Origin of the sequence: Candidatus Stygibacter australis, from assembly GCA_030765845.1 — a bacterium.
In the GTDB taxonomy this organism is placed as follows: Bacteria; Cloacimonadota; Cloacimonadia; order Cloacimonadales; family TCS61; genus Stygibacter; species Stygibacter australis.
In genome coordinates, this window is sequence record JAVCDJ010000041.1 from 1 (window position 1) to 19,888 (window position 19,888).

Sequence of the window (19,888 nt, forward strand, 5' to 3'; positions counted from 1 at the left end):
TAATACCCTATGGTTGTTCAAGCTTAACCCCTTCCATTTTCCTTATCAATATCTTAATACTAATTTCATGATGTCAATATACAATGATGTCAATATACAATGGTTGCCCCCAAAATAGTCAAATGTGCAGCGCCAGTGTACCCACAGGTGCGGCGCAGATGACGACCATTATCAGTGTCAATCTGTGTTCTATGTTTTTTACTTCGTAGAAGTTTGCTGTTTGTAGTAAAACCAACCACCTCCCCAATGTTTTCCCTGTAGGGGATATATATCAAAAAATCAATCCCGCAAACCGGTTAAATAACCTTTACGGGGTAAAGAAAGCTTCGGGAGGTATGATATTTCTACAATTATTTAACGCCTACGGCGTAAGAACACAATAAGTGTAATTCTGAAAGTTCCTATAGTTCGTTTTGTTCGTAATTGTTTTGATGAGCTGTAATGCATGAAAGCTATTCGTTGCTTAAATCTTCTTTTCTCTTACATTGCGTTATTTGAGCAAAACAAAATACATAATGAAATTGATCGACAGTGCCGTCATTAGTTTGTCTTTTGGAAAATTTATCAACCATTTCGGAGGTCATTCGACCATCAGCAAGGTTTCGGTGGGTTTTTAATTTGGCATCTCGATCACAAATTCTACTCCCCCCTCACAATTATTCGCATTGATAGTGCCATTATATTTATTCTCTATTATTTGACGGCAAATTTGCAGACCTATTCCAGTTCCCTCTTTCCCTCGCGTTGTATAGTATGGCTCAAATATCTTCTCCAGGTTTTCTGGTTTTATATGATTCCCTTTATTATAAATTGTGATAGAAATCTGCTCTTTATTGCAGTTCATTCTGATCCTGATCTCTGGAGCAATAATTTTATCCCGCAAGATGGCTTCCTGGGCATTATTAATGATATTTATTATTACCTGATTTAATTCATTAGGATTTCCACTCAATCTACAATTGTCATCCAGCTCTTTGATCAGACTAATGCCACTGCTTTTGAGCATATATGCCAATAGCTTCAAAGCTTTTTCTATCGTCTCCGCCACACTGTATTCCTGCACATATTCAGGCTTAAAGAATTTACTGAAATCATTCACTGTATCTGCCATATAATGAACCTGTTCACCTATCTGCTTCACCTGATTATCCATGAATTCTTCATTAAGCTCATCAAAATGCCATGAATCATCAATTGCCTGCACCAATACCCAGATAACATTTAATGGCTGCTTCCACTGATGAGCAATTGCTGATATCATCCCTCCCATCAAAGACATTCTTGATTGAGAGCTTAAAAGATCATCCTGAGCATTAACTCGCTCAACTACTTTTTCAAAGTCCTTCTGAAGCGATAAATAGGTAGTCTGCAAACCTGACAATGACTCATTCAATTCTGTTATCTGATTGCTCATTGCTTTATTACTTTCATCTAATTCAGTGTTTTGTAACTTATATATCTGAGTTTTATATTTTGCTTCCAGTTCGGCAATTTTTCCCTGAGTATTTTCTTTGTTTATTTTATCTTTCAGTGATAACACTTTTTGAAGATAATCATACGCCTGCTGATAATCTCCCCTTTCTTTATAATAAAGGGAATAGGTTTCGTAGCCAAGAGCCATGTCCCATTGCAGATCATACTTTTCTGCCAGTTTCACAGATTCTTCGATATAGGGCAGAGCTTTGTCTAACTCTCCCATTTTTACAAGAGTTGTGGCAACGGCATTGCACCTCTTGCTGAGAAGATATTTTTCGTTCAAATCTTTACTGAGAGCATAAGACTTTTCCAGATAGGTAAGAGAATCTGTTAATTCTTCTAACTGGTAATAACAAAAGCCGATATTATACAGTGCAGTCGCTTCAGAGGTTTTCTGATCATTTTCGCGAAAATATTCCAGAGAAATGAAGTTAGATTCCAAAGCCTCTTTATACTTTTTCTGCTCAGTTTGAATAATTCCAATATTTACTCTGATGGAATGTTTAGCATTACTGCCAATTTTTTCTGCTATCTGCAGAGCCAGTTGATAATAGTGATATGCTTCATCTAACTCTGTTTTCATCAGGTGGATGATTCCAAGTCCATTATAACAGCTTAACAGGTCAAATTGATCATTTGTTTCCAGAAAATATTCCAGTGCCAGCAGCATATTTTGCAGTGATGAAGTGGCGTTGTTTTGGCTTAAGTCAACGCGAGCTTTCAAAGCATAGGCTGTTCCCAAGGCTTTTGGTATTTTATTTTTGGTACCTGTTCTTAGTAAGAAATTTATCCAGTGCTCAGCTTTTGGAAAATCAGAATTACAAATATAGGCATTCGCAATATTGATCATAGCATTTATTTCCAGTTGTATATCGTTTTGTGCACGCGCTATCTCGAGCACAAGTTTCGCTTGTTTAACACTTTCCAGAGGATCAGTCTGCTGTAAATATTGAGAATAATCCATCAACGCTTTCGTCTTTTCCTCGCCTTCACTAGTGGCTATACGGTCTAAGAATTTTTTTCTTTCCATCTATGTTTTCCTCATTTCCGGCTCATATTCAATTTCAGATAATATTTTACCCTTTTATCTTTGTAATTTTGGCATCTCGATCACAAATTCCACTCCATAATCACAATTATTCGCATTGATAGTGCCATTATATTTATTCTCTATTATTTGACGACAGATCTGCAAACCAATTCCAGTTCCTTCTTTCCCCCGGGTAGTAAAGTATGGCTCAAATATCTTCTCCAGGTTTTCGGGTTTTATATGATTCCCTTTATTATAAATTGTGATAGAAATCAGCTCTTTATTGCAGTTCATTCTGATCCTGATCTCTGGAGCAATAATTTTATCCCGCATTATAGCTTCCCGGGCATTATTTATAATATTTATTATTACCTGATTTAATTCATTAGGATTTCCGCTCAATCTACAATTGCCATCCAGCTCTTTGATCAGACTAATGCCAATGCTTTTTAGCATATATGCCAATAGCTTCAGTGCTTTTTCTATTGTTTCAGCCACACTGTATTCCTGCACATAGTCAGGCTTGAAGAATTTACTGAAATCATTCACTGTCTCAGCCATATAATGAACCTGTTCACCTATCTGCTTCACCTGATTATCCATGAATTCTTCATTAAGTTCATCAAAACGCCACGAATCATCAATTGCCTGCACCAGCACCCAGATAACATTTAAAGGCTGCTTCCACTGATGAGCAATTGCTGATATCATTCCTCCCATCATAGACATTCTTGATTGAGAGCTCAAAAGATCATCCTGAGCATTAACTCGTTCAACTACTTTCTCGAAGTCATTCTGAAGCGATAAATAGGTGGTCTGCAAATCTGACAGTGACTCATTCAATTCTACTATCTGATTGCTCATTCCCTTATTTTTCTTATCTAATTCTGCAGTTTTCAGCTTATATATTTCTGTCTTATATTTCGTTTCAAGTTCTGCCAGTTTCTCATGATTACTTTCCTGAGTCAGTTCTTTATTGAGGTTAAATCTTTTACGAAGATATTCATTTGCTGCCTGAAAATCACCCTTAGCCTCATGGTAACTGGAATAGCTGTTATGAACTGCTAATAAACTAAATTTCAGATCATGTGTTTCCCCAAGCTGTTTCGCTTCTTTTAAATATTCTTCAGCTTTAACCCAATCCTGACTATCGATATATAAATTTGCCAAAGAATTGCAGCATCTGCATAATTCATTATACTGCTTTGTCTTATGATAAAATAAATATGCTTCCTTGAAATATTCCAGAGCCTTCTCAGAATCTCCAAGGTTTCTATGACAAAGGGCGATATTATTCAAAGCTGTCGCTTTCATACTGATCCTGTCATTGTCCTGATAGAATTCCAGCGTCTTCATATTTACTGCTAAGGCTTCTTCAAATTTTCTTTGACCATATAATATATTGCTAATATTAAGTCTTATTGAATGCTGAGCCTCACTTCCCTTCTGTTCAGCAATCTCTAAGGCAAGATTTAGAAAATGATGCGCTTCATCCAGTTCCTCTTTTGCCAGATGAATTAATCCTAATCCATTATAACAGCTTAGTAAATCCATTAATGAATCGGTTTTGATCAGATACTCTAATGCCTTCAGCAGATTCTCCTGAGCGGTTGTCAGATCATCAAGACTAAATGCCAACCGCGCTTTCAGGTTATAGCTGTCTCCCATGGATTTATTATCACCATATTTTTGGCCTTTCTCAAAAAGCTGGTCACTCCAATAGATAACCTGATCAAAATCTGATTTATAGAAATAAGCGGTACAAATATAAGCTAATGCAACTGTTTCCAGATAATTTTCCTGGTGGCTAAGGGCATATTCAAGCACTATTTTAGCTTGATTAGCACTTTCTTCTGCGTCTACCTGACGTAAATATAAACTGTATTCTAATATTTTATCTATTCGCTTCTTACCTTCACTACTTGATATCGCATCTAAAAATTTCTGCCTTTCCATACATCTCCATCTCTATTTCGTTTCGAATTTATTAAATTATCCCATTATAAGCCGTCTGCTACTGCTTATAATACTACTTCAATTCCATAATTGAATAGTAAATATTCTCCCTGTTTTTTTATCAATTATTTATTCTTAGTATTAGTGCTCCTGCTTTTGGTAAAACCTTCACTACTTTGTACTTTATCATTACCCTTTTTGTTTTTCGATTTCTCATCTTTACTTTTTTTCTTTAATTCCAATAATACATCCCGATGCTTTCTACCAGTCATAATTTCCTCCAATTCACTTTTTTATAAAATAGTTTTTTTCTTATCTTTTGTCAATTTAATTATAGTTTAACCCTTCTCAATGTAGGTCAATCATCCCGGATTGACTGATAATAAGAACTTAATCAAGGACGATTAAGCTACAAACAGCACAATTCTCCTCCCAGCTCTGATTACATTACATTAAATCGCACCTTCGTTTACCCCCCCCCAGCTAAGCAGGAGTTTTGAACGGTACTCCGGGCAAGACTTCTGGCGATCAGTTACCACTCCTGTCCGTCCAAAACTACTACTCCGAATACTGTTTCCCTGATGTTCCGGTGCTAATTTTCTATTTCAGCAAGAGTATCTTACTTGTAGCTGTCTGCTTACCAGATTTGATCCGACAGAAATATACGCCTGTGGTACAAGAGCGATTTTGTGAATCTTTCCCATCCCAGATAATAGAGTTAATTTTAGATTTTGTCCCGATTACATCGGGATGAATTATGAATGAGCGAATGCGCTGTCCTTTTGTATTGTATATACTAATCTCTGTGTTCTCTGTGCCCTTTGTGGTGAAAAAAGAAATTGTTGTCTGCGGATTGAAAGGATTTGGGTAACAACTGATGGAAATAGATGCGGGAGCAAGCTCTATAGCATCAGAACCCTCATAGGGATAAATATAAGTGCGCATCATTATATTGCCATCATTGATTTCATCCCAAATATGTCCTCCTCCGGTGGTAATCCAGCTATTTCCAGCAGTATCTGTATCTTTGCCAATCGCAGACAGGTTTGAGAAATAGTGAATTGAAATGAAGAAACAATCACTTGTGTAATCCGGGATAGATACCGGAGAAAACTCAACCATATTCCAGCCAGCATGCAGGTTCTCCGCTTCTTCAATAAACAGACCGATCCTTTCACCTGGTAGTCCGGTACTGCCTTCCAGAATTTCAAATATAGTACGACCAATATCATGAGTTTCAATATAAAAATTTAATTGCGAGATTGATCTTGTATAATTAGCTGGGGGAGTAAATTTTACTGCCATATTTTGGCTAATTCCCACATATAATCCCTCTTCGCATGATCCGTCATCATAAGCCAGTTCCACGGCATCATCACTCAGCACATAAGCTCTGGCTTCATTGCTGAAGGCTCCATCTACGCTATCATACAAGGCAGTGACCACATAATAATTCCAGGACGAAGCAATTGGCTCTTCATCAAGAAAATAGGGAGTATCTATCATTTCACAAGCACCAATATTCTGATAATCCAGACCACTTTCAGTTGATCTCCAGATATTATATCCGGTAATTTCACGTTCACGACTGTTTTGGGGGAACAGGGGCAAACGACGTTCTCCGGCTTCAATATAAGCATGGATATTCCAATTGTAATCAAGACCATAACTGGATAATTCCTCCCAGTTACCTGGCACAAATGCAAAGTAATCTCCTTTTCCTATTACTGCTGGTCCTGCATCTGCTCCGGCAGTATTAGAAAATTCATCAATTGTCACTTCATACCCTATCCAGTACTCTGTATTGCTTTCAATCAGAATCGGTGTATCCAGATCAATCAGGTTCCAGTTGTTTTCGTTAGGGGTATATGGTTGATTTACCAGCTCATTTTGTGCGTCAGGACCACTCCAGATATGAATTATCATTTCCTCTGGCAGATCACCGGTGTAGAACTCAAGCTGAGTGATCTCTCCACCAATATAAGCCCTCATATCACCCGTATCAAAACGGGCTGCTGCATGCAAGGTTCCCCCAAAATCAAGACCAATTGCATTATCATTAACACTATTATCCCATTGAATCCAGCCTTCACCTCCTCCTTCACTGAGAGCATCCCAGCTTAATTCCACCTGCTGGTCAGCATTTGTCACAGCGATCAGGTTTTGTGGTCCAGGTCCAAAATATATTTCCTGCTGGACCCTAAAATTATCAATTTTAAATCCACCGGGTACAACTTCATTTTCTTCATTACTGAGCAGTATAAAGCGTAATTTCACGTTACATCCGGCATACTCAGATATATTGCTGTATTCAAGACCCCAATGTGGAAAAAAAGGCACCCAGGTTTCAGAATTTCCTGTAAAGGCAAAACCTTCGATGTCTGGACTACCCTGTGGATAAGAAATCAGGTACCAGTTTGACCAGTCCTCTCCAGGTATCTGGTAACACTTTTTTACCATTAAATAGTCACAATCCGGAAAAGTACTGTCATCATCAAGCATCAGTTTTATATCTAAATCCCAGAAGAAGTTTCCATTTGCAGGCAAATAGAATGCCGGAGTAGTAATGCTATTATACATTCCGGGCAGGTAAGTATCGGTTTCTTCATCAAAGCATCCCATGGCATGAGTGGGACTGGGAGCTTCGCTGTCTTCATAAATATGCCAGAGATCTCCTGTACTGGTTGCGCCATATTCGGCAACCATTTCACTATCTCCAGAAGCTCCATCACCATTGGATTCAAAAATCCCCGTAGCAGTATCAATTGCTATATCATCAAGCCTGAATCCGAACATACTGGCATCATCTGCCGTATTATAGTTATCATCAGAGGCAAAGGCAAAACGTATTTTCACACTTTCTCCCGCATAAGCGTCTAAATTAAATACTGCTTCTGTCCAATTTACCCACTCCGTGGTGCTGCCCCAGCCGGGAACACCTTGACCTTCACCAAATCCTACTCCAAATGAAAAGAAACTTACTTCATTATATTCCGGCGAACCAGCCAGAACTGACCAGTTTTCTCCTCCATCAGTGGAAATACGCACATTAGCTCCGTCCCAGGCATTGTATCCTGCTCCTCCTCCTCCCGTATCCTGGCAGCATAAGCTGAACCAGAAATGCAATTCAGGATTATCCTCTGCCAAAATCAATTCTGGAGTATTTAATACCAGATAGCGATGATCAGTATAACCACCCAATTCTTCGTCACCCATCCACCAGGAATTACCCTCATAAGCTCCCGTCGTACTTAAATGCCAGAATTCTATCCCGTGCGATATTCCAGTTGCATCAAAAGTTTCCCAGCCTTCAGCTCCGTTCTCAAAATCTTCACTAAAAAGCGTAATAAAATCCCGCGATACATTATACTTACTATGCAGCTGATTTCTCTTTGCTAATTCTAATTCATTTCCCATGCCAGCAAAAAGAATAGCTGAAATAATTATTAACAGTAATACAACATAAATTTTCATAATAACCTCTCTAAATAGCACAAATACTAACTTTTTTATCCAAAGTAAAATATCATTATTCTTTTATCTTTTGTCAAATGAATTATATCCTCACCTGTTTTGAAAAACTTATTTTACTACTTATTCCTATCCAGAAATCCCTTAACAGAACAACTTAGCACTATCTAACAAAAAAATGTGAGTACGTGCTTTGTTGTTGTGGGAGATTGGCGGGATATAGGTCATATAAGTCCTAAATGTCTTATATGACTTATATTAATCTTGACTAATGAGAAGCTGAGTAAAGAAATAGAGATGTGAAGTTAAAGAAAATATAAGAGCAGGGAAATTTATGGCAAAAGATAATATAGAAAAATCAACGGCACTGATCAGGAATCTGGAAGAAACGCAGAAGGGCAGTCAAACCTTACCCAAGGATTATCAATGGCTGCTGGATCTATCAATTGGCAAAAAGGGAATAAATGAGCGTTGCCGGACTTTACTGGATGAATATTATCATCGCTATTCCAATCATAAAGTGGTAACAGAAGACCTGGTGCAGGTGGCATTGAGCGATCTGTGGTTTTATGATCAATGCGCAGAACGTGACCAGGCATTTAAATTGATCCTGGCAATTTTCTCTAATCTCTTACAACAGTATATTGATACTGGGATACTGGACAGGCTGATGCAAACACTGATCCGTTTTGCCGGTAAACTTGCAGAGCAGGATAATCCATGTATGTCAGCAATAAATGAGTGCCTGGAGCTAATCAAAAATATATATCAAAGCGATCCTTATATTGTAGAGCGGAACAGCACTTATATCAAAAACCACTTTAAGGTGGTTTATGAGATAGGGGAAATTGGCGAAAGTTGTGTTAGTTATTGCCGTGAAATACTTCAGGGTGTTTATGCGAGGTGGTTTGAACTGCCTGAGCTGGAAGTATGGTATGCGGAAAAGAAGCAGTTATTTGGGAGTGATTATAGCGATTTAATCAGAGGTATGGGCAGGGAATATATAAAGAGTCAGCGAGACCAGTTAATAAAAATTGATAACTGGGAAGAACTAAGCAAACTGGCGTTTTTTGGAGATATTGCCCAGAAATACCGCAGTATGATAACGAAATTCAATACCAGTCAGGAGAAAATATATTATATTTTATATCTCTTTAAGCTGGAAGATATGTATCAGATGCGCAAAAGCTTACTTATGGATTTGAACAGGATCATGCGAAAAGTGGGAGAAGAGATCCAGGCCAAGGAGATGAAAAAATTCACGGTTGAGATATTTGGTCTATTTAAGGAATTAAAGGATAAGTATCGGGAAACCGTTCTGGATAGTACCTTATCGTTGGGGAAAACGATATTGGGATTAAAGGATCATGATCTAACCCACAAATTTATAGATTTAGTGATAGAACTGGGATTTGTGTCACCGCAGGGTATGAAAATAGATAAAGAGTGGCAGGTGGTGATAGACAGTAATCATATCAAGAATATCAGAATCTGGCTACAACTTGTGGAACTTGATCCAATCAGGATGAACCGGTTATTAAGTGCCTTGATAGTGAATCTGCGGATCGGTGGGATATTTGTTTCAGATACTGATCTTTTTCAGAAGGATATTTCCTGGTTCCTGAATGGAAAAGTGCAAGCGATTTTTAAGCAGGTGAAACAATTAGCCCGGCTGTTCCCCATATATTATAATAAGATCGGAGCTGAGGGCGAATTACGGGAATTAACCACAGCCATAGATGAAATTGGCAGACGCCAGGACAGACTGATGCACTTTTTCAGGAAACAGGTGCACACAGAAAGCAATAATACCAATGTTAATCTGGCATGTAATATCCTGATATACTGGGAGACTGGAGCTATAGCACCAATGGAATCTGCTCTACCGGCAGATGTGCTGAAATTTCTGGATACCAGTAGCGAATATTACATTCATAATCATGAACTGGTGGAACTGCTCAGCAATGAATATGATTGTGATGTGATAGGATTGACGAAGCTGAATCAGCGTAAACTGGAACAATCAATTGAAGAGCATACTCAAATACCAAAAATATATCGTAAAAAAGTATTCTACCTGATCAGGATCTATAATATTCTGGTAGAAAAATATAGTTTTGGAATTACAGATTTGAATAAAACCCTGAGCAGGAGTCACTTTTTTAATAAAGCAGAGATAGACGATCTGCTGCACCTTTTGAATTCTAATAAAAATGAGGAAGCACTGGGAAAATTATTTCTAATGATGAAGAAGCTGATGGGAGTGATATTTGCCGAGGGAAAAACGGAAGCAAGAGAGGATATATATTATAAACGGCATGTTGCAGCGGGAATACCATCAATGTATGGTGAATACAGTGAGCCGAGGTTTGATGCCCTGGGATTGATATTCCGTCTGGAAAAAATAGCTAAAATCCTGCTGGAAGAGATAGAAGCCAGTGTGGATCTTAAGTATTTGACCCATAAAACTTTGAAGCGGGTTTACCGATTATTAAGGCTATATGAGACCGGACTTGAGATGGATGGCATCAGCAATCCAGGATTCAGTTCTAATCTGGAGATGTTCCATTACAGTCTGGAATCCAGTTTCACTCTCGATCAATACCAGAACTTAGTTCAGTTTCTGGCAGAAAACACCAAAGAGATCGTAAAGGAATATTTTTACCGGATATATGAGCAGCCTTTGAAAGAGATCACACATCAATATATTGATACGGAAGATAAAGAAGAAATATTAAAGCAGTCAGATAAGCTTTCTGAGCAGTTTTATCGTGATCTGCTCACTTCGGCATTCATAATCCAGAAACTTGATAATTTCATTATGACACTTTTGAAATCTATTCGTGATGTTGTGCAGGATTATGAAAAGCATCATTTGCCCCTGCTCATGAGCTATGAACCTGATCAGATAGTGAGTCCGCTCTATTTATTAACACCTGAACTGGATAATCCCATATTTCTGGGTTCTAAGGCGTATTTTTTGAAAGTTATGCTCAGCAAGGGTTTTCCTATCCCACCGGGCTTTGTATTATCTACTGAGCTTTTCCGTCATCGACCTTTGGTATTAAGACCGGGAGTACTTCGAGATGATATTTTGTTCAAAATCCGTAAACAAGTTAGTAGATTACAGAAACTTACAGGTAGAATTTATGGAGAACCATCTAATCCACTATTATTGAGTGTGCGATCAGGAACTGCAATTTCCATGCCCGGAGCTATGAACACTTTCCTGAATGTGGGTATGAATGATGAGATTGCCGAAGAGATGAGCAAACAGGAAAATATGGGCTGGACAGCCTGGGATTCTTACCGTCGTCTTTTGCAAAGCTGGGGAATGGCACAACAAATCAAACGTGATGAATTTGATGATATTATTCAAGGCTATAAAGAAGAATTTGGCATTGAAATGAAGCAGAATCTGAGCAAAGATCAGATGAAAACCATTGCTAAAGCCTATAAACAGAAAATCCTGGATTGTGGAAAAAAATTCATTGATGATCCTTATGAACAATTAACTGGGGCGATCGGCTATGTGCTGGATAGCTGGGATTCCAAACGAGCACTGGTTTATCGGGAACAAATGCAGATAGCAAATGAATGGGGGACAGCAGTAGTAGTCCAGCAGATGGTGCTGGGTAATATGAGCGAAAATTCCGGTACAGGGGTGCTTTTTACTCATGATCCATCAAGTAATCAACCGGGCTTGAAACTTTATGGTGAATATACAGTGTGCAGCCAGGGAGAAGATATTGTGGCAGGATTGGTGAACGTTTTGCCTTTGACAAGCAATCAGGCAAAAATCGCCGGAAATGACGGAAGTGAAAGTCTGGAAGCAAAATTACCTTTGATCTATAATCGCTTGAATGAATTAGCGGCTCAGATGATCTATGAGCATGGGTTTAGCCATCAGGAGATAGAATTTACTTTTGAATCTGACCAGCCGGAAGGATTATATATATTACAGACCCGTAATCAGGATATCCAGACTAAACAGGATTTTGAAATATTTTCTCAAAAACGTGAAGAAATGGAATTTGCCGGAAGCGGAATCGGAATTGGCGGTGGAGCCCTGAACGGGATACTGGCATTTGATGATGAAGACCTACAGAAATACCGGGAGCAATATCCTGATAAGGCGATGATCCTGGTTCGTCCTGACACGGTACCAGATGATATTGGAATGATTTTTAAGTGTGATGGCTTGATAACCGGCAGAGGTGGAGCAACTTCTCATGCAGCAGTTACGGCAGTGCGTTTGGGAATTGTGTGCATAGTAAATTGTAAGCAATTAGAAGTTGATGAAGATAATAAATGCTGCAAAATCAATGACAAGAAACTTCGAAGTGGTGATGAAGTAGCAATTGACGGTCATTTTGGAAGTATCTTTGTTGGGAATTATGATGTTCATACTGAGCGGATGGCATATCAGGGATAGGATAATTATTGACAGGAAGTAATAGTATAGCAATAAATAGATATAAAAAATAAAACATTAAGGAGAATTCTGATGGAAAATATCTTAGGAATCAATGGGCTTGGCAGAATCGGTAAACTAACCTTATGGAACCATATCGCCCTTGGTCACTTTGACGGATTTGTTGTTAATGTTGGCAGGGAAGTGGGGAATAGCCTGGAAGATCTGATCAATACACTTGAATCTGATTCTACTTATGGGCATATTGACAGGTTCATTTACGGAGTTTCTGGCAAAAAAGTGGAATTTAAAATCATAGACCGGGAAACGGGGTTTATAACCGTAAACGGTAAACAATTGAAAATCCTACGCAATGCCCGTAATCCTCTGGATATACCCTGGGCAGAAGAGAATGTCCGGCTGGTGGTGGACTGTACGGGAGTCTTTTTAGATCCCACAGTAACAGCAGATGATCCCAGGGGCAGCGTACGGGGGCATCTGGAAGCTGGAGCAGAGAAAGTTATCTGTTCAGCACCCTTTAAGATCAAAAATAAGGCATTAAATATGCCGGATGACAGTAAATTATTTGTTTATGGTGTAAATCATCATGATTATGACCCGGGCCATCATAATGTCCTTTCTGCCGCAAGCTGCACAACTACGGGACTTGCTCACATGATGATGCCTCTTCTGGAAAATGAAGCATCATCTCAAATTGTTACTGCTTCTATGTCTACTATCCATGCTTCCACCAATACACAAAGTATCCTGGACAGCGTTCCTAAAAGCGGGGCTAAAGACCTGAGAAAAAACCGCTCAATAATGAATAATATTATCTTAACATCTACTGGGGCGGCAAAAGCTTTGGAACAGATCTTACCCCAGATCAAAGATATCGGATTTATGGCAGATTCAGTAAGGATACCCACTAATACAGTATCAATGATCAGCCTGAATATTACTTTCCATGAGCATGTGAATGATGCTTCGGAACCCGTAATAACCGGTGATTATTTGAATAATATCTATTCTGAGGCTGCTGATGGGAAACAGAAGGGACTGCTTGTGTACAGTGAGCGTCAGAATGTTTCCAGTGATTTGATCGGTATCAGAGCAGCAGCCGTTATTGAAGGGCATGATACCCACACCAGAACCGGATTTATGAAATTATCCTCTCAGATGCTTAATGAATTGGGGCTGGATTCTACTGATAATATTTCCATGCCTGTAACTCATGCTAAAATATTTGGCTGGTATGATAATGAGTTTGGCAGTTATGTGAATATGCTTGGCAAACTCACAATCCATGTAGATGAAAATATGTAGGAAGATCAGAATATAGATAAATAGATATAGTATAAGTATTAAGGGGGCAGAGAAGAAACAAGGGATAAAAATATTGACAGAACGGCAAGTGAGAAATTACTGACGTTAAAGATAGTTTAAGGGAAGCATATATGGTGTTTAATTCCGAGGATAAGACGGGAATAATGAAGAAAGTAGAGAGCTCTGAACAAGCTCTTGAAAACATAAAAATAAAAGCATTCACTCTCAAGGTGGATGCTTTTTTTGTTGGTGAGAAATGAATACTGAAGAATTAATTCGGTTAAGTCTGGAAGAAGACATTTGTCATGGTGATATCACCACTGATAGTCTAAAGCTTGAAGACAAGCATCTTGCAGCCAGATTAATTGCCAAAGAAAAGGGCGTGATTGCCGGTTTGGATGTTTTTTGCAAGACCTTTGCCCTGGTAGATAGCAGAACAGAGATAGAGCGTCTGAGAGTAGATGGTGATGAAGTGGAAAAGGGAGATGTACTCTGCTTATTGTCAGGCTCATCAGCTTCAATGTTAAAAGCAGAACGTGTAGCCTTGAACTTTTTGCAAAGATTAAGTGGAATCGCTACTCAAACCGCTGCAATGGTAGCCAAGATTGGTGATAACCGGGCAAAATTGCTTGATACCCGAAAAACCACTCCTCTGTTGCGTCAGTTGGAAAAATATGCCGTCAGAACAGGAGGTGGCTATAATCACCGGTTTGGTTTATATGATATGCTGATGCTTAAGGAAAACCACATATTATCTGCAGGTTCCATCAGCAAAGCCGTGGAGTTGGTTCGCAAAAACGATACCAGCCATAAGCTGGAAGTGGAAGTAACAAATCTTCAGGAACTGCTGGAAGCCGTTTCCTGTGGTGTGGATAGGGTGATGCTTGATAATATGAGCCTTGATGATATGAAGCAGGCGGTGACGGAATTTCATGGCAAAGTGGAACTTGAGGCATCTGGAAATGTTAGCTTATCCACAATATCCCAGATAGCAGAGACTGGAGTAGATTTTATCTCCAGTGGTTCTATGACCCATTCTTACAAATCATTGGATATCAGTTTGATATTTGAGGAGGTCAAATAATGCGTAAAGATTTAGAAGTTTTGATTGAGATGCAAAAGTGTGATGATGAGATCACTAAATTACAGGTATTAATAGAAAATCTGCCTAAGCAATTAAGCAATTTAAAGACAAATTTAGCGGAAGCTCAATTAGAGCTGAAAAACCTGAAAGAAGAAATAGAAAATAACAAGAAAGAACAGGATAAGCGTGAACTTTTGATTCGCAGTAATAAAGACATGATGGGAAAATATCAAAATCAGTTATTGACAATTCAAACTAATAAGGAATACAAAGCTTTAAATAAAGAAGTCAGTCATTTGGAAAAGAAGAACGAAGAGCTGGAAGATGAAATTGTAGAATTAATGGAGAGCCAGGAAGATTTACGGACTAATCAGCAGGAAGCCGAAAAGAACTTGAAATCTGCTGAACAGGAACTGGCTGCGAATGAACATCGTCTGGAAAATGAGATAGCTGAAGTGAATAAGAGTATGGAAGTAATTCGGGCAGAACGCAAAGAGCTTGCCAGGGGTCTTCCCGTGCCGATAGTAAAAAAATATGTAACCTTGATAAAAAATAGACATAGGAAAGCATTAGTATATAATTCGGGAAATACCTGCGGAGGATGTGGGTTTATGATACGTCCTCAGGTGATGGTTGAGCTTCATGAAGGAGAAAAGTTAATTTTCTGTGAAAGCTGCAGCCGTATAATTGTGTTAAATAAAGAAGATTGATATAAATCTGTCGGAGAGGATCATATATCTGCTTTACCGCTTGCGGTGAAGAGGAAAGTCCGAACACCACAGGGCAGGATACTTCTTAATTGGAAGTCTTTGCGAAGAGGAGCCAGCTCCACAGAAACAAACCGCCTATATGGTAAGGGTGAAATGGCAGAGTAAGAGCCTGCCAGATTCTGACGTGAGTCAGAATGCTCGGAAAGCCTTATCCGGTGCAATGCCAAATAGGGAAGCAGTCTTCGGACCCGGATCTGCCCGATCCGGTTTGCTTTCGGGTAGGCAGCTTAAGCCGGCAATATGTCCCCGTTGGGAATAGCAATATCCGGCGTAGAGAAATAGATATAGAATCGCTTGTTAGGTGATTTACAGAATTCGGCTTATGACCGTCTCCGACAGTACTAGAGATTAAATTAGGAATTATAATGCAGAAAAGATGGAAAATTGCTGATACATTGACAGCAGCAGAGATTGAAGCACAGAAACATATTACTGAAGAGATGAAGTGCCCTGAAATGATAGCAGAAATGCTCATCAGGCGCGGCTTAAGAACACAAGAAGAAATAGGGTTATTCTTTCAGCCGGAATTAAAATCTATTCATGACCCCTTCCTGTTCAGGGATATGGAAAAAGCAGCTCTCAGGGTTGTAAAAGCTATCAATGATAACGAATTGATTACTATATACGGAGATTATGATGTAGATGGAACCACATCAACCTCTCTTCTCTATCTGGGTCTTAAGAAAATGAATGCCAGGGTGGATTATTACATCCCTCATAGAATGATAGATGGGTATGGATTATCCATTTCTGGAGTTGATCGGTTAAAAGAAAATGGAACTTCCCTGATCATCAGCGTTGATTGCGGAATAAACTCTATTAATGAAGTGGAAACTATCAATGAATTGGGAATGGATATCATCATTACTGATCATCATAATCCCAAAGAGCAATTACCCCGGGCTTATGCAATCATCAATCCCAAGCTGCCAGGTAGTAAATATCCCTGTCTGGAACTGGCAGGTGTTGGCGTAGCCTATAAAATGCTCATGGCAGTATATATCAAGCTGGGTGTGGATACTCATGAAATGTGCAATAAGTATCTTGATCTTGTAGCACTGGGTACAATCGCAGATATCGTCCCACTGGTGGGAGAGAACAGGATATTTGCTTCCATAGGTCTTGAAAGACTTATCAAGAAACAGAATATTGGCTTAAATGCTTTGATCAATCTTGCAGGGTTAACTGAGAAAACATTAAATGCCAGTGATATTGTATTTGGCATTGCCCCCAGGATCAATGCTGCCGGCAGGATGGGTACAGCACTCACTGCTGTAAAGCTAATGGTATCTATTGATGAAAAGGAAAGCCGGGAGCTGGCACAGCAGATCGAGCACCAAAATTCTCTGCGACAGCAGATTGATCAGCGAACCTATAATGAAGCCTGCCAGATAATTGAAGAAAAATACAAAAATATGGATGAAACACTGTTCATAGTGATTTCATCTGATGAATGGCATCCAGGAGTGATCGGTATTGTTGCCTCCAAACTGGTGGAGAAGTATTACCGTCCGGCGGTGATGATCTCATTCAAAGATGGGATTGGCAGTGGATCTGGACGTAGTATTGCAGATTTTGATCTCTTTGAAGCCCTTACTCATGTTGAGGACTGTCTTGATACTTTTGGTGGACATAAGTATGCTGCAGGTTTATCTATTATGGCAGAATATCTGGATACATTTGAAAATCAGATCACTAAATACATGAAATCCAGGATTTCTCCTGACCTGCTGCTACCTCCTCTGAAGATAGATTCCAAATTGGAATTATATGAGATAAATGAGAATTTGCTGGAATGGCTTAACCGGTTTGCTCCCTTTGGACCCGGTAATATGAAACCTGTTTTCTTTACTACCCTGGTCACGATTGTGGGTTATCCCTATTGTGTGGGGAAAAACCATCTAAAATTAAAAGTAATGAAAGATGGTTGTGAATTAGACCTGATCGGATTTAACCTGGGTGATTACCTGCCCTTCCTGAAGAAAGGTGAAAAAATCGATATCGCCTATTCTCTGGAATTTAATACCTGGCAGGGAAGAACCAGTATCCAGGGAAAATTGAAAGACCTGCATTTTGAGAAAGATATTTAATTTACTAATTCTGAGTACCCTTTTTGCCTGTTCAATCAATACGGGCACAAAAAATCTTCAACCGGTGGAATTCACTGAGATATTTGCTTTAAAAACTGATATTAAGATCGAAAAAGCGTGTTATAATTCCATCGAGCAGGTAATATATATCTGGGAATCCAATACAGATAAAATCCACATTTTTAAAGACGGCAAAGAAATAAATACCATTGGTGGAAAGGGATTTGACAAAATCAGTTTTCAGAAACTGGCTGATATTTGCCTGGCACCTGATGGTGACCTTTTTGCTCTGGATAGCTATGATAACAGTTTGAAGAAATTTAATAAAGCCGGAAAAATGACGGGGAAAATGCAAATAAACAGCAATCTTGATCCTCAATTGGTGGTTATTGCCCTTGACCAGAAAATTTATATTTATGATGATAAACGCAATGAAATTGTTGTCCTGGATTATAAGGGCAATGAAATAGCTACCTGGGGAAATCTGCAATTTGGCGATATTGCCAGTCTCGAATTATATAATGACCTTCTGGCTGTATATGACCTTGAGAATGATCAAACTTACTTTTTCAGCACTTATGGACAGTTAGTAGATCAGCATCCCGGACACTGCTATCTGGAGAATGATCAATTATACAGCGTTAAAAGATATTACCTGGAGCATCAGAAGAATATGACAAAATTTGCTGTAAACACAAATCCATGGCAAAAAGTTTTCTTCCAGGCACCTGAGATTATCTTATATGATGGGAAAAAACTAATCTTAGGAAAAATTAGATATGAAAAATATTCAAATTAATAAAATACTGCTGCTGCCATTTCTTGCTGCACTTTTAACAGGAATTGCCAGACTACCAATTCATTTGGGATTTATCAGTTACTGCGGTTTTATACCTCTGCTGTTCTTTTTTGACCGTAAGCCGAGTTATCGGGTGATTAACCAGGGAGCATTTGTATTTAGCTTTGTTTATACCATAACTGCTCTCCACTGGATAACACTGGTTACATTACCTGGTTTTGTGGGCATGATTCTTCTTTTCTATCTTTATTTCTTGATCATTTTTCATTTGAATAATGTTATCTGGATAAGAAATCACAAGTTTCGCTTTCTGGGTTTTCTCCTGCTCTGGCTGGCTTTTGAGCATCTCCTGAACTATGGTCAGTTCAGCTTCCCATGGTTCTATACTGGTTATTCACTGGCTGATTACAATATCCTCCTGCAACCTGCAGAAATTGGCGGTGTGACCCTGATATCACTCTACGTTATACTCACAAATATATTGATATATCAATTTGTAGTAATAGGCAAAAAAAGCCCAATTATCTGGCTGCTGGCAATTCATCTTATCTGGGTGGGATATTCAAATTGGCGTTATCATACCATCAAACTTGAAAACACTCATCGCAGAGCGGGAATTGTCCAGATAAGTATTCCGCAGAATTTAAAGTGGAAAAGTGCTTACAGGGATACCACATTTAATCTTTATGATGAATATATCGGTAAATTATCAGATGAAACTGACATGGCGATATTACCTGAATCAGCAATCCCAGGCTATGTTATGCGCCGTTTCGTATTCAAAAATTTTGTTAATAGAATGGTAAAAAAGCATAAAAAAGCTATTTTCACGGGATTTCCCGATTATATTTATGATGCTGAAAATGATGAAGCTCTATATTATAATTCCTGCAACCTATTTGATTCCACTGGATACGCCTATAAACCCTATTACAAAAAAATACTGGTGCCCTTTGGTGAGAGAATTCCTCTTTTGAATGTGATGCCGGTGCTAAATAGAGTTGAATTGGGTCAGGCAAACTGGGAATATGGCAAAGAATTAAGATATTATGAATATGAGGGTTTGAAATTCACTCCCCAGATCTGTTTTGAAGTTGCTTTTCCTGATATTAATGTTCAGATGGCATCCAATGACCCGGTATTTATAGTTAATCTTACAAATGATGCCTGGTTCTATCATTCTGCCGGTACATATCAACATGCAATGATGACCAGATTCCGGGCAATTGAAACTAGAACTCAGTATTTTCGCTCTGCTAATACAGGTATTTCTCTAATCGTAAATCCCCGGGGAGATATTCTAGCAAAAACGGATATATTTACTCGAGAAACAATAGAAGCAGATATTTATGATTACCAGGGAAAATCGCTTTTTGTCCGGTATTTCCATATTTTTCCGAACATCCTAATAGGACTTTTGGTGCTTCTGCTGTTATGGTCGCTAATAAAAAAAGATTGACTGCAATTTCCAA

At 38.7% G+C, this 19,888-nt stretch carries 11 protein-coding genes and 1 other RNA gene; 8 read left to right on the forward strand and 4 right to left on the reverse strand.

Annotated elements, in window-relative coordinates; all coding sequences use genetic code 11:
• Positions 1–613: 613 nt before the first annotated feature.
• From RAO94_02440 to RAO94_02455, 4 genes are all read right to left on the reverse strand, one after another.
• Positions 614–2,506 carry a tetratricopeptide repeat-containing sensor histidine kinase gene (locus tag RAO94_02440; GenBank protein ID MDP8321191.1) on the reverse strand — a complete coding sequence of 631 codons (1,893 nt, stop codon included), beginning with the start codon at positions 2,504–2,506 and terminating at the stop codon, positions 614–616.
• 54 nt (positions 2,507–2,560) lie between these two features.
• On the reverse strand, positions 2,561–4,462 hold the full coding sequence (locus tag RAO94_02445; protein MDP8321192.1) for a tetratricopeptide repeat-containing sensor histidine kinase: 1,902 nt from the start codon (positions 4,460–4,462) through the stop codon (positions 2,561–2,563).
• Positions 4,463–4,587: 125 nt separating this feature from the next.
• Complete coding sequence (locus RAO94_02450; GenBank protein MDP8321193.1) at positions 4,588–4,734, reverse strand: hypothetical protein; 147 nt, start codon at positions 4,732–4,734, stop codon at positions 4,588–4,590.
• Between the two features lie 328 nt (positions 4,735–5,062).
• Positions 5,063–7,936 (reverse strand): T9SS type A sorting domain-containing protein, encoded by a 2,874-nt coding sequence (locus RAO94_02455; GenBank protein ID MDP8321194.1) that lies wholly within the window; start codon positions 7,934–7,936, stop codon positions 5,063–5,065.
• Positions 7,937–8,267: 331 nt separating this feature from the next.
• On the opposite strand from RAO94_02455, the gene RAO94_02460 reads away from it, so the two are divergent.
• From RAO94_02460 to lnt, 8 genes are all read left to right on the forward strand, one after another.
• Positions 8,268–12,368: a PEP/pyruvate-binding domain-containing protein gene (locus tag RAO94_02460; GenBank protein MDP8321195.1), complete on the forward strand. Its 4,101-nt coding sequence runs from the start codon at positions 8,268–8,270 to the stop codon at positions 12,366–12,368.
• Between the two features lie 72 nt (positions 12,369–12,440).
• On the forward strand, positions 12,441–13,673 hold the full coding sequence (locus RAO94_02465; GenBank protein ID MDP8321196.1) for a glyceraldehyde 3-phosphate dehydrogenase NAD-binding domain-containing protein: 1,233 nt from the start codon (positions 12,441–12,443) through the stop codon (positions 13,671–13,673).
• Between the two features lie 256 nt (positions 13,674–13,929).
• Positions 13,930–14,757 carry a carboxylating nicotinate-nucleotide diphosphorylase gene (gene nadC / locus RAO94_02470; GenBank protein ID MDP8321197.1) on the forward strand — a complete coding sequence of 276 codons (828 nt, stop codon included), beginning with the start codon at positions 13,930–13,932 and terminating at the stop codon, positions 14,755–14,757.
• A complete protein-coding gene (locus RAO94_02475; GenBank protein ID MDP8321198.1) occupies positions 14,757–15,467 on the forward strand; it encodes a C4-type zinc ribbon domain-containing protein in 711 nt (236 codons plus the stop codon). The genes nadC and RAO94_02475 overlap by 1 nt, the downstream gene beginning before the upstream one ends.
• Before the next feature lie 12 nt (positions 15,468–15,479).
• Positions 15,480–15,865: RNase P RNA component class A (gene rnpB, locus RAO94_02480), an RNA gene on the forward strand.
• A gap of 27 nt (positions 15,866–15,892) precedes the next feature.
• Entirely contained in the window at positions 15,893–17,617 is a 1,725-nt protein-coding gene (recJ, locus tag RAO94_02485; protein MDP8321199.1) for a single-stranded-DNA-specific exonuclease RecJ, read from the forward strand.
• The gene (locus tag RAO94_02490) at positions 17,601–18,416 is read left to right on the forward strand and encodes a hypothetical protein (GenBank protein MDP8321200.1); all 816 of its coding nucleotides are present in this window, start codon (positions 17,601–17,603) and stop codon (positions 18,414–18,416) included. Before recJ ends, RAO94_02490 begins: the two co-directional genes overlap by 17 nt.
• Positions 18,397–19,875 (forward strand): apolipoprotein N-acyltransferase, encoded by a 1,479-nt coding sequence (gene lnt / locus RAO94_02495; GenBank protein MDP8321201.1) that lies wholly within the window; start codon positions 18,397–18,399, stop codon positions 19,873–19,875. Before RAO94_02490 ends, lnt begins: the two co-directional genes overlap by 20 nt.
• Positions 19,876–19,888 lie beyond the last annotated feature (13 nt).

Excerpts from the sequence above, each read along its gene's own strand:
- lnt (MDP8321201.1), top strand. The coding sequence starts at position 18,397 with ATGAAAAATATTCAAATTAATAAAATACTGCTGCTGCCATTTCTTGCT.
- nadC (MDP8321197.1), top strand. The coding sequence starts at position 13,930 with ATGAATACTGAAGAATTAATTCGGTTAAGTCTGGAAGAAGACATTTGT.
- RAO94_02450 (MDP8321193.1), bottom strand. The coding sequence starts at position 4,734 with ATGACTGGTAGAAAGCATCGGGATGTATTATTGGAATTAAAGAAAAAA.
- RAO94_02455 (MDP8321194.1), bottom strand. The coding sequence starts at position 7,936 with ATGAAAATTTATGTTGTATTACTGTTAATAATTATTTCAGCTATTCTT.
- RAO94_02445 (MDP8321192.1), bottom strand. The coding sequence starts at position 4,462 with ATGGAAAGGCAGAAATTTTTAGATGCGATATCAAGTAGTGAAGGTAAG.
- RAO94_02475 (MDP8321198.1), top strand. The coding sequence starts at position 14,757 with ATGCGTAAAGATTTAGAAGTTTTGATTGAGATGCAAAAGTGTGATGAT.
- RAO94_02440 (MDP8321191.1), bottom strand. The coding sequence starts at position 2,506 with ATGGAAAGAAAAAAATTCTTAGACCGTATAGCCACTAGTGAAGGCGAG.
- recJ (MDP8321199.1), top strand. The coding sequence starts at position 15,893 with ATGCAGAAAAGATGGAAAATTGCTGATACATTGACAGCAGCAGAGATT.
- RAO94_02460 (MDP8321195.1), top strand. The coding sequence starts at position 8,268 with ATGGCAAAAGATAATATAGAAAAATCAACGGCACTGATCAGGAATCTG.
- RAO94_02465 (MDP8321196.1), top strand. The coding sequence starts at position 12,441 with ATGGAAAATATCTTAGGAATCAATGGGCTTGGCAGAATCGGTAAACTA.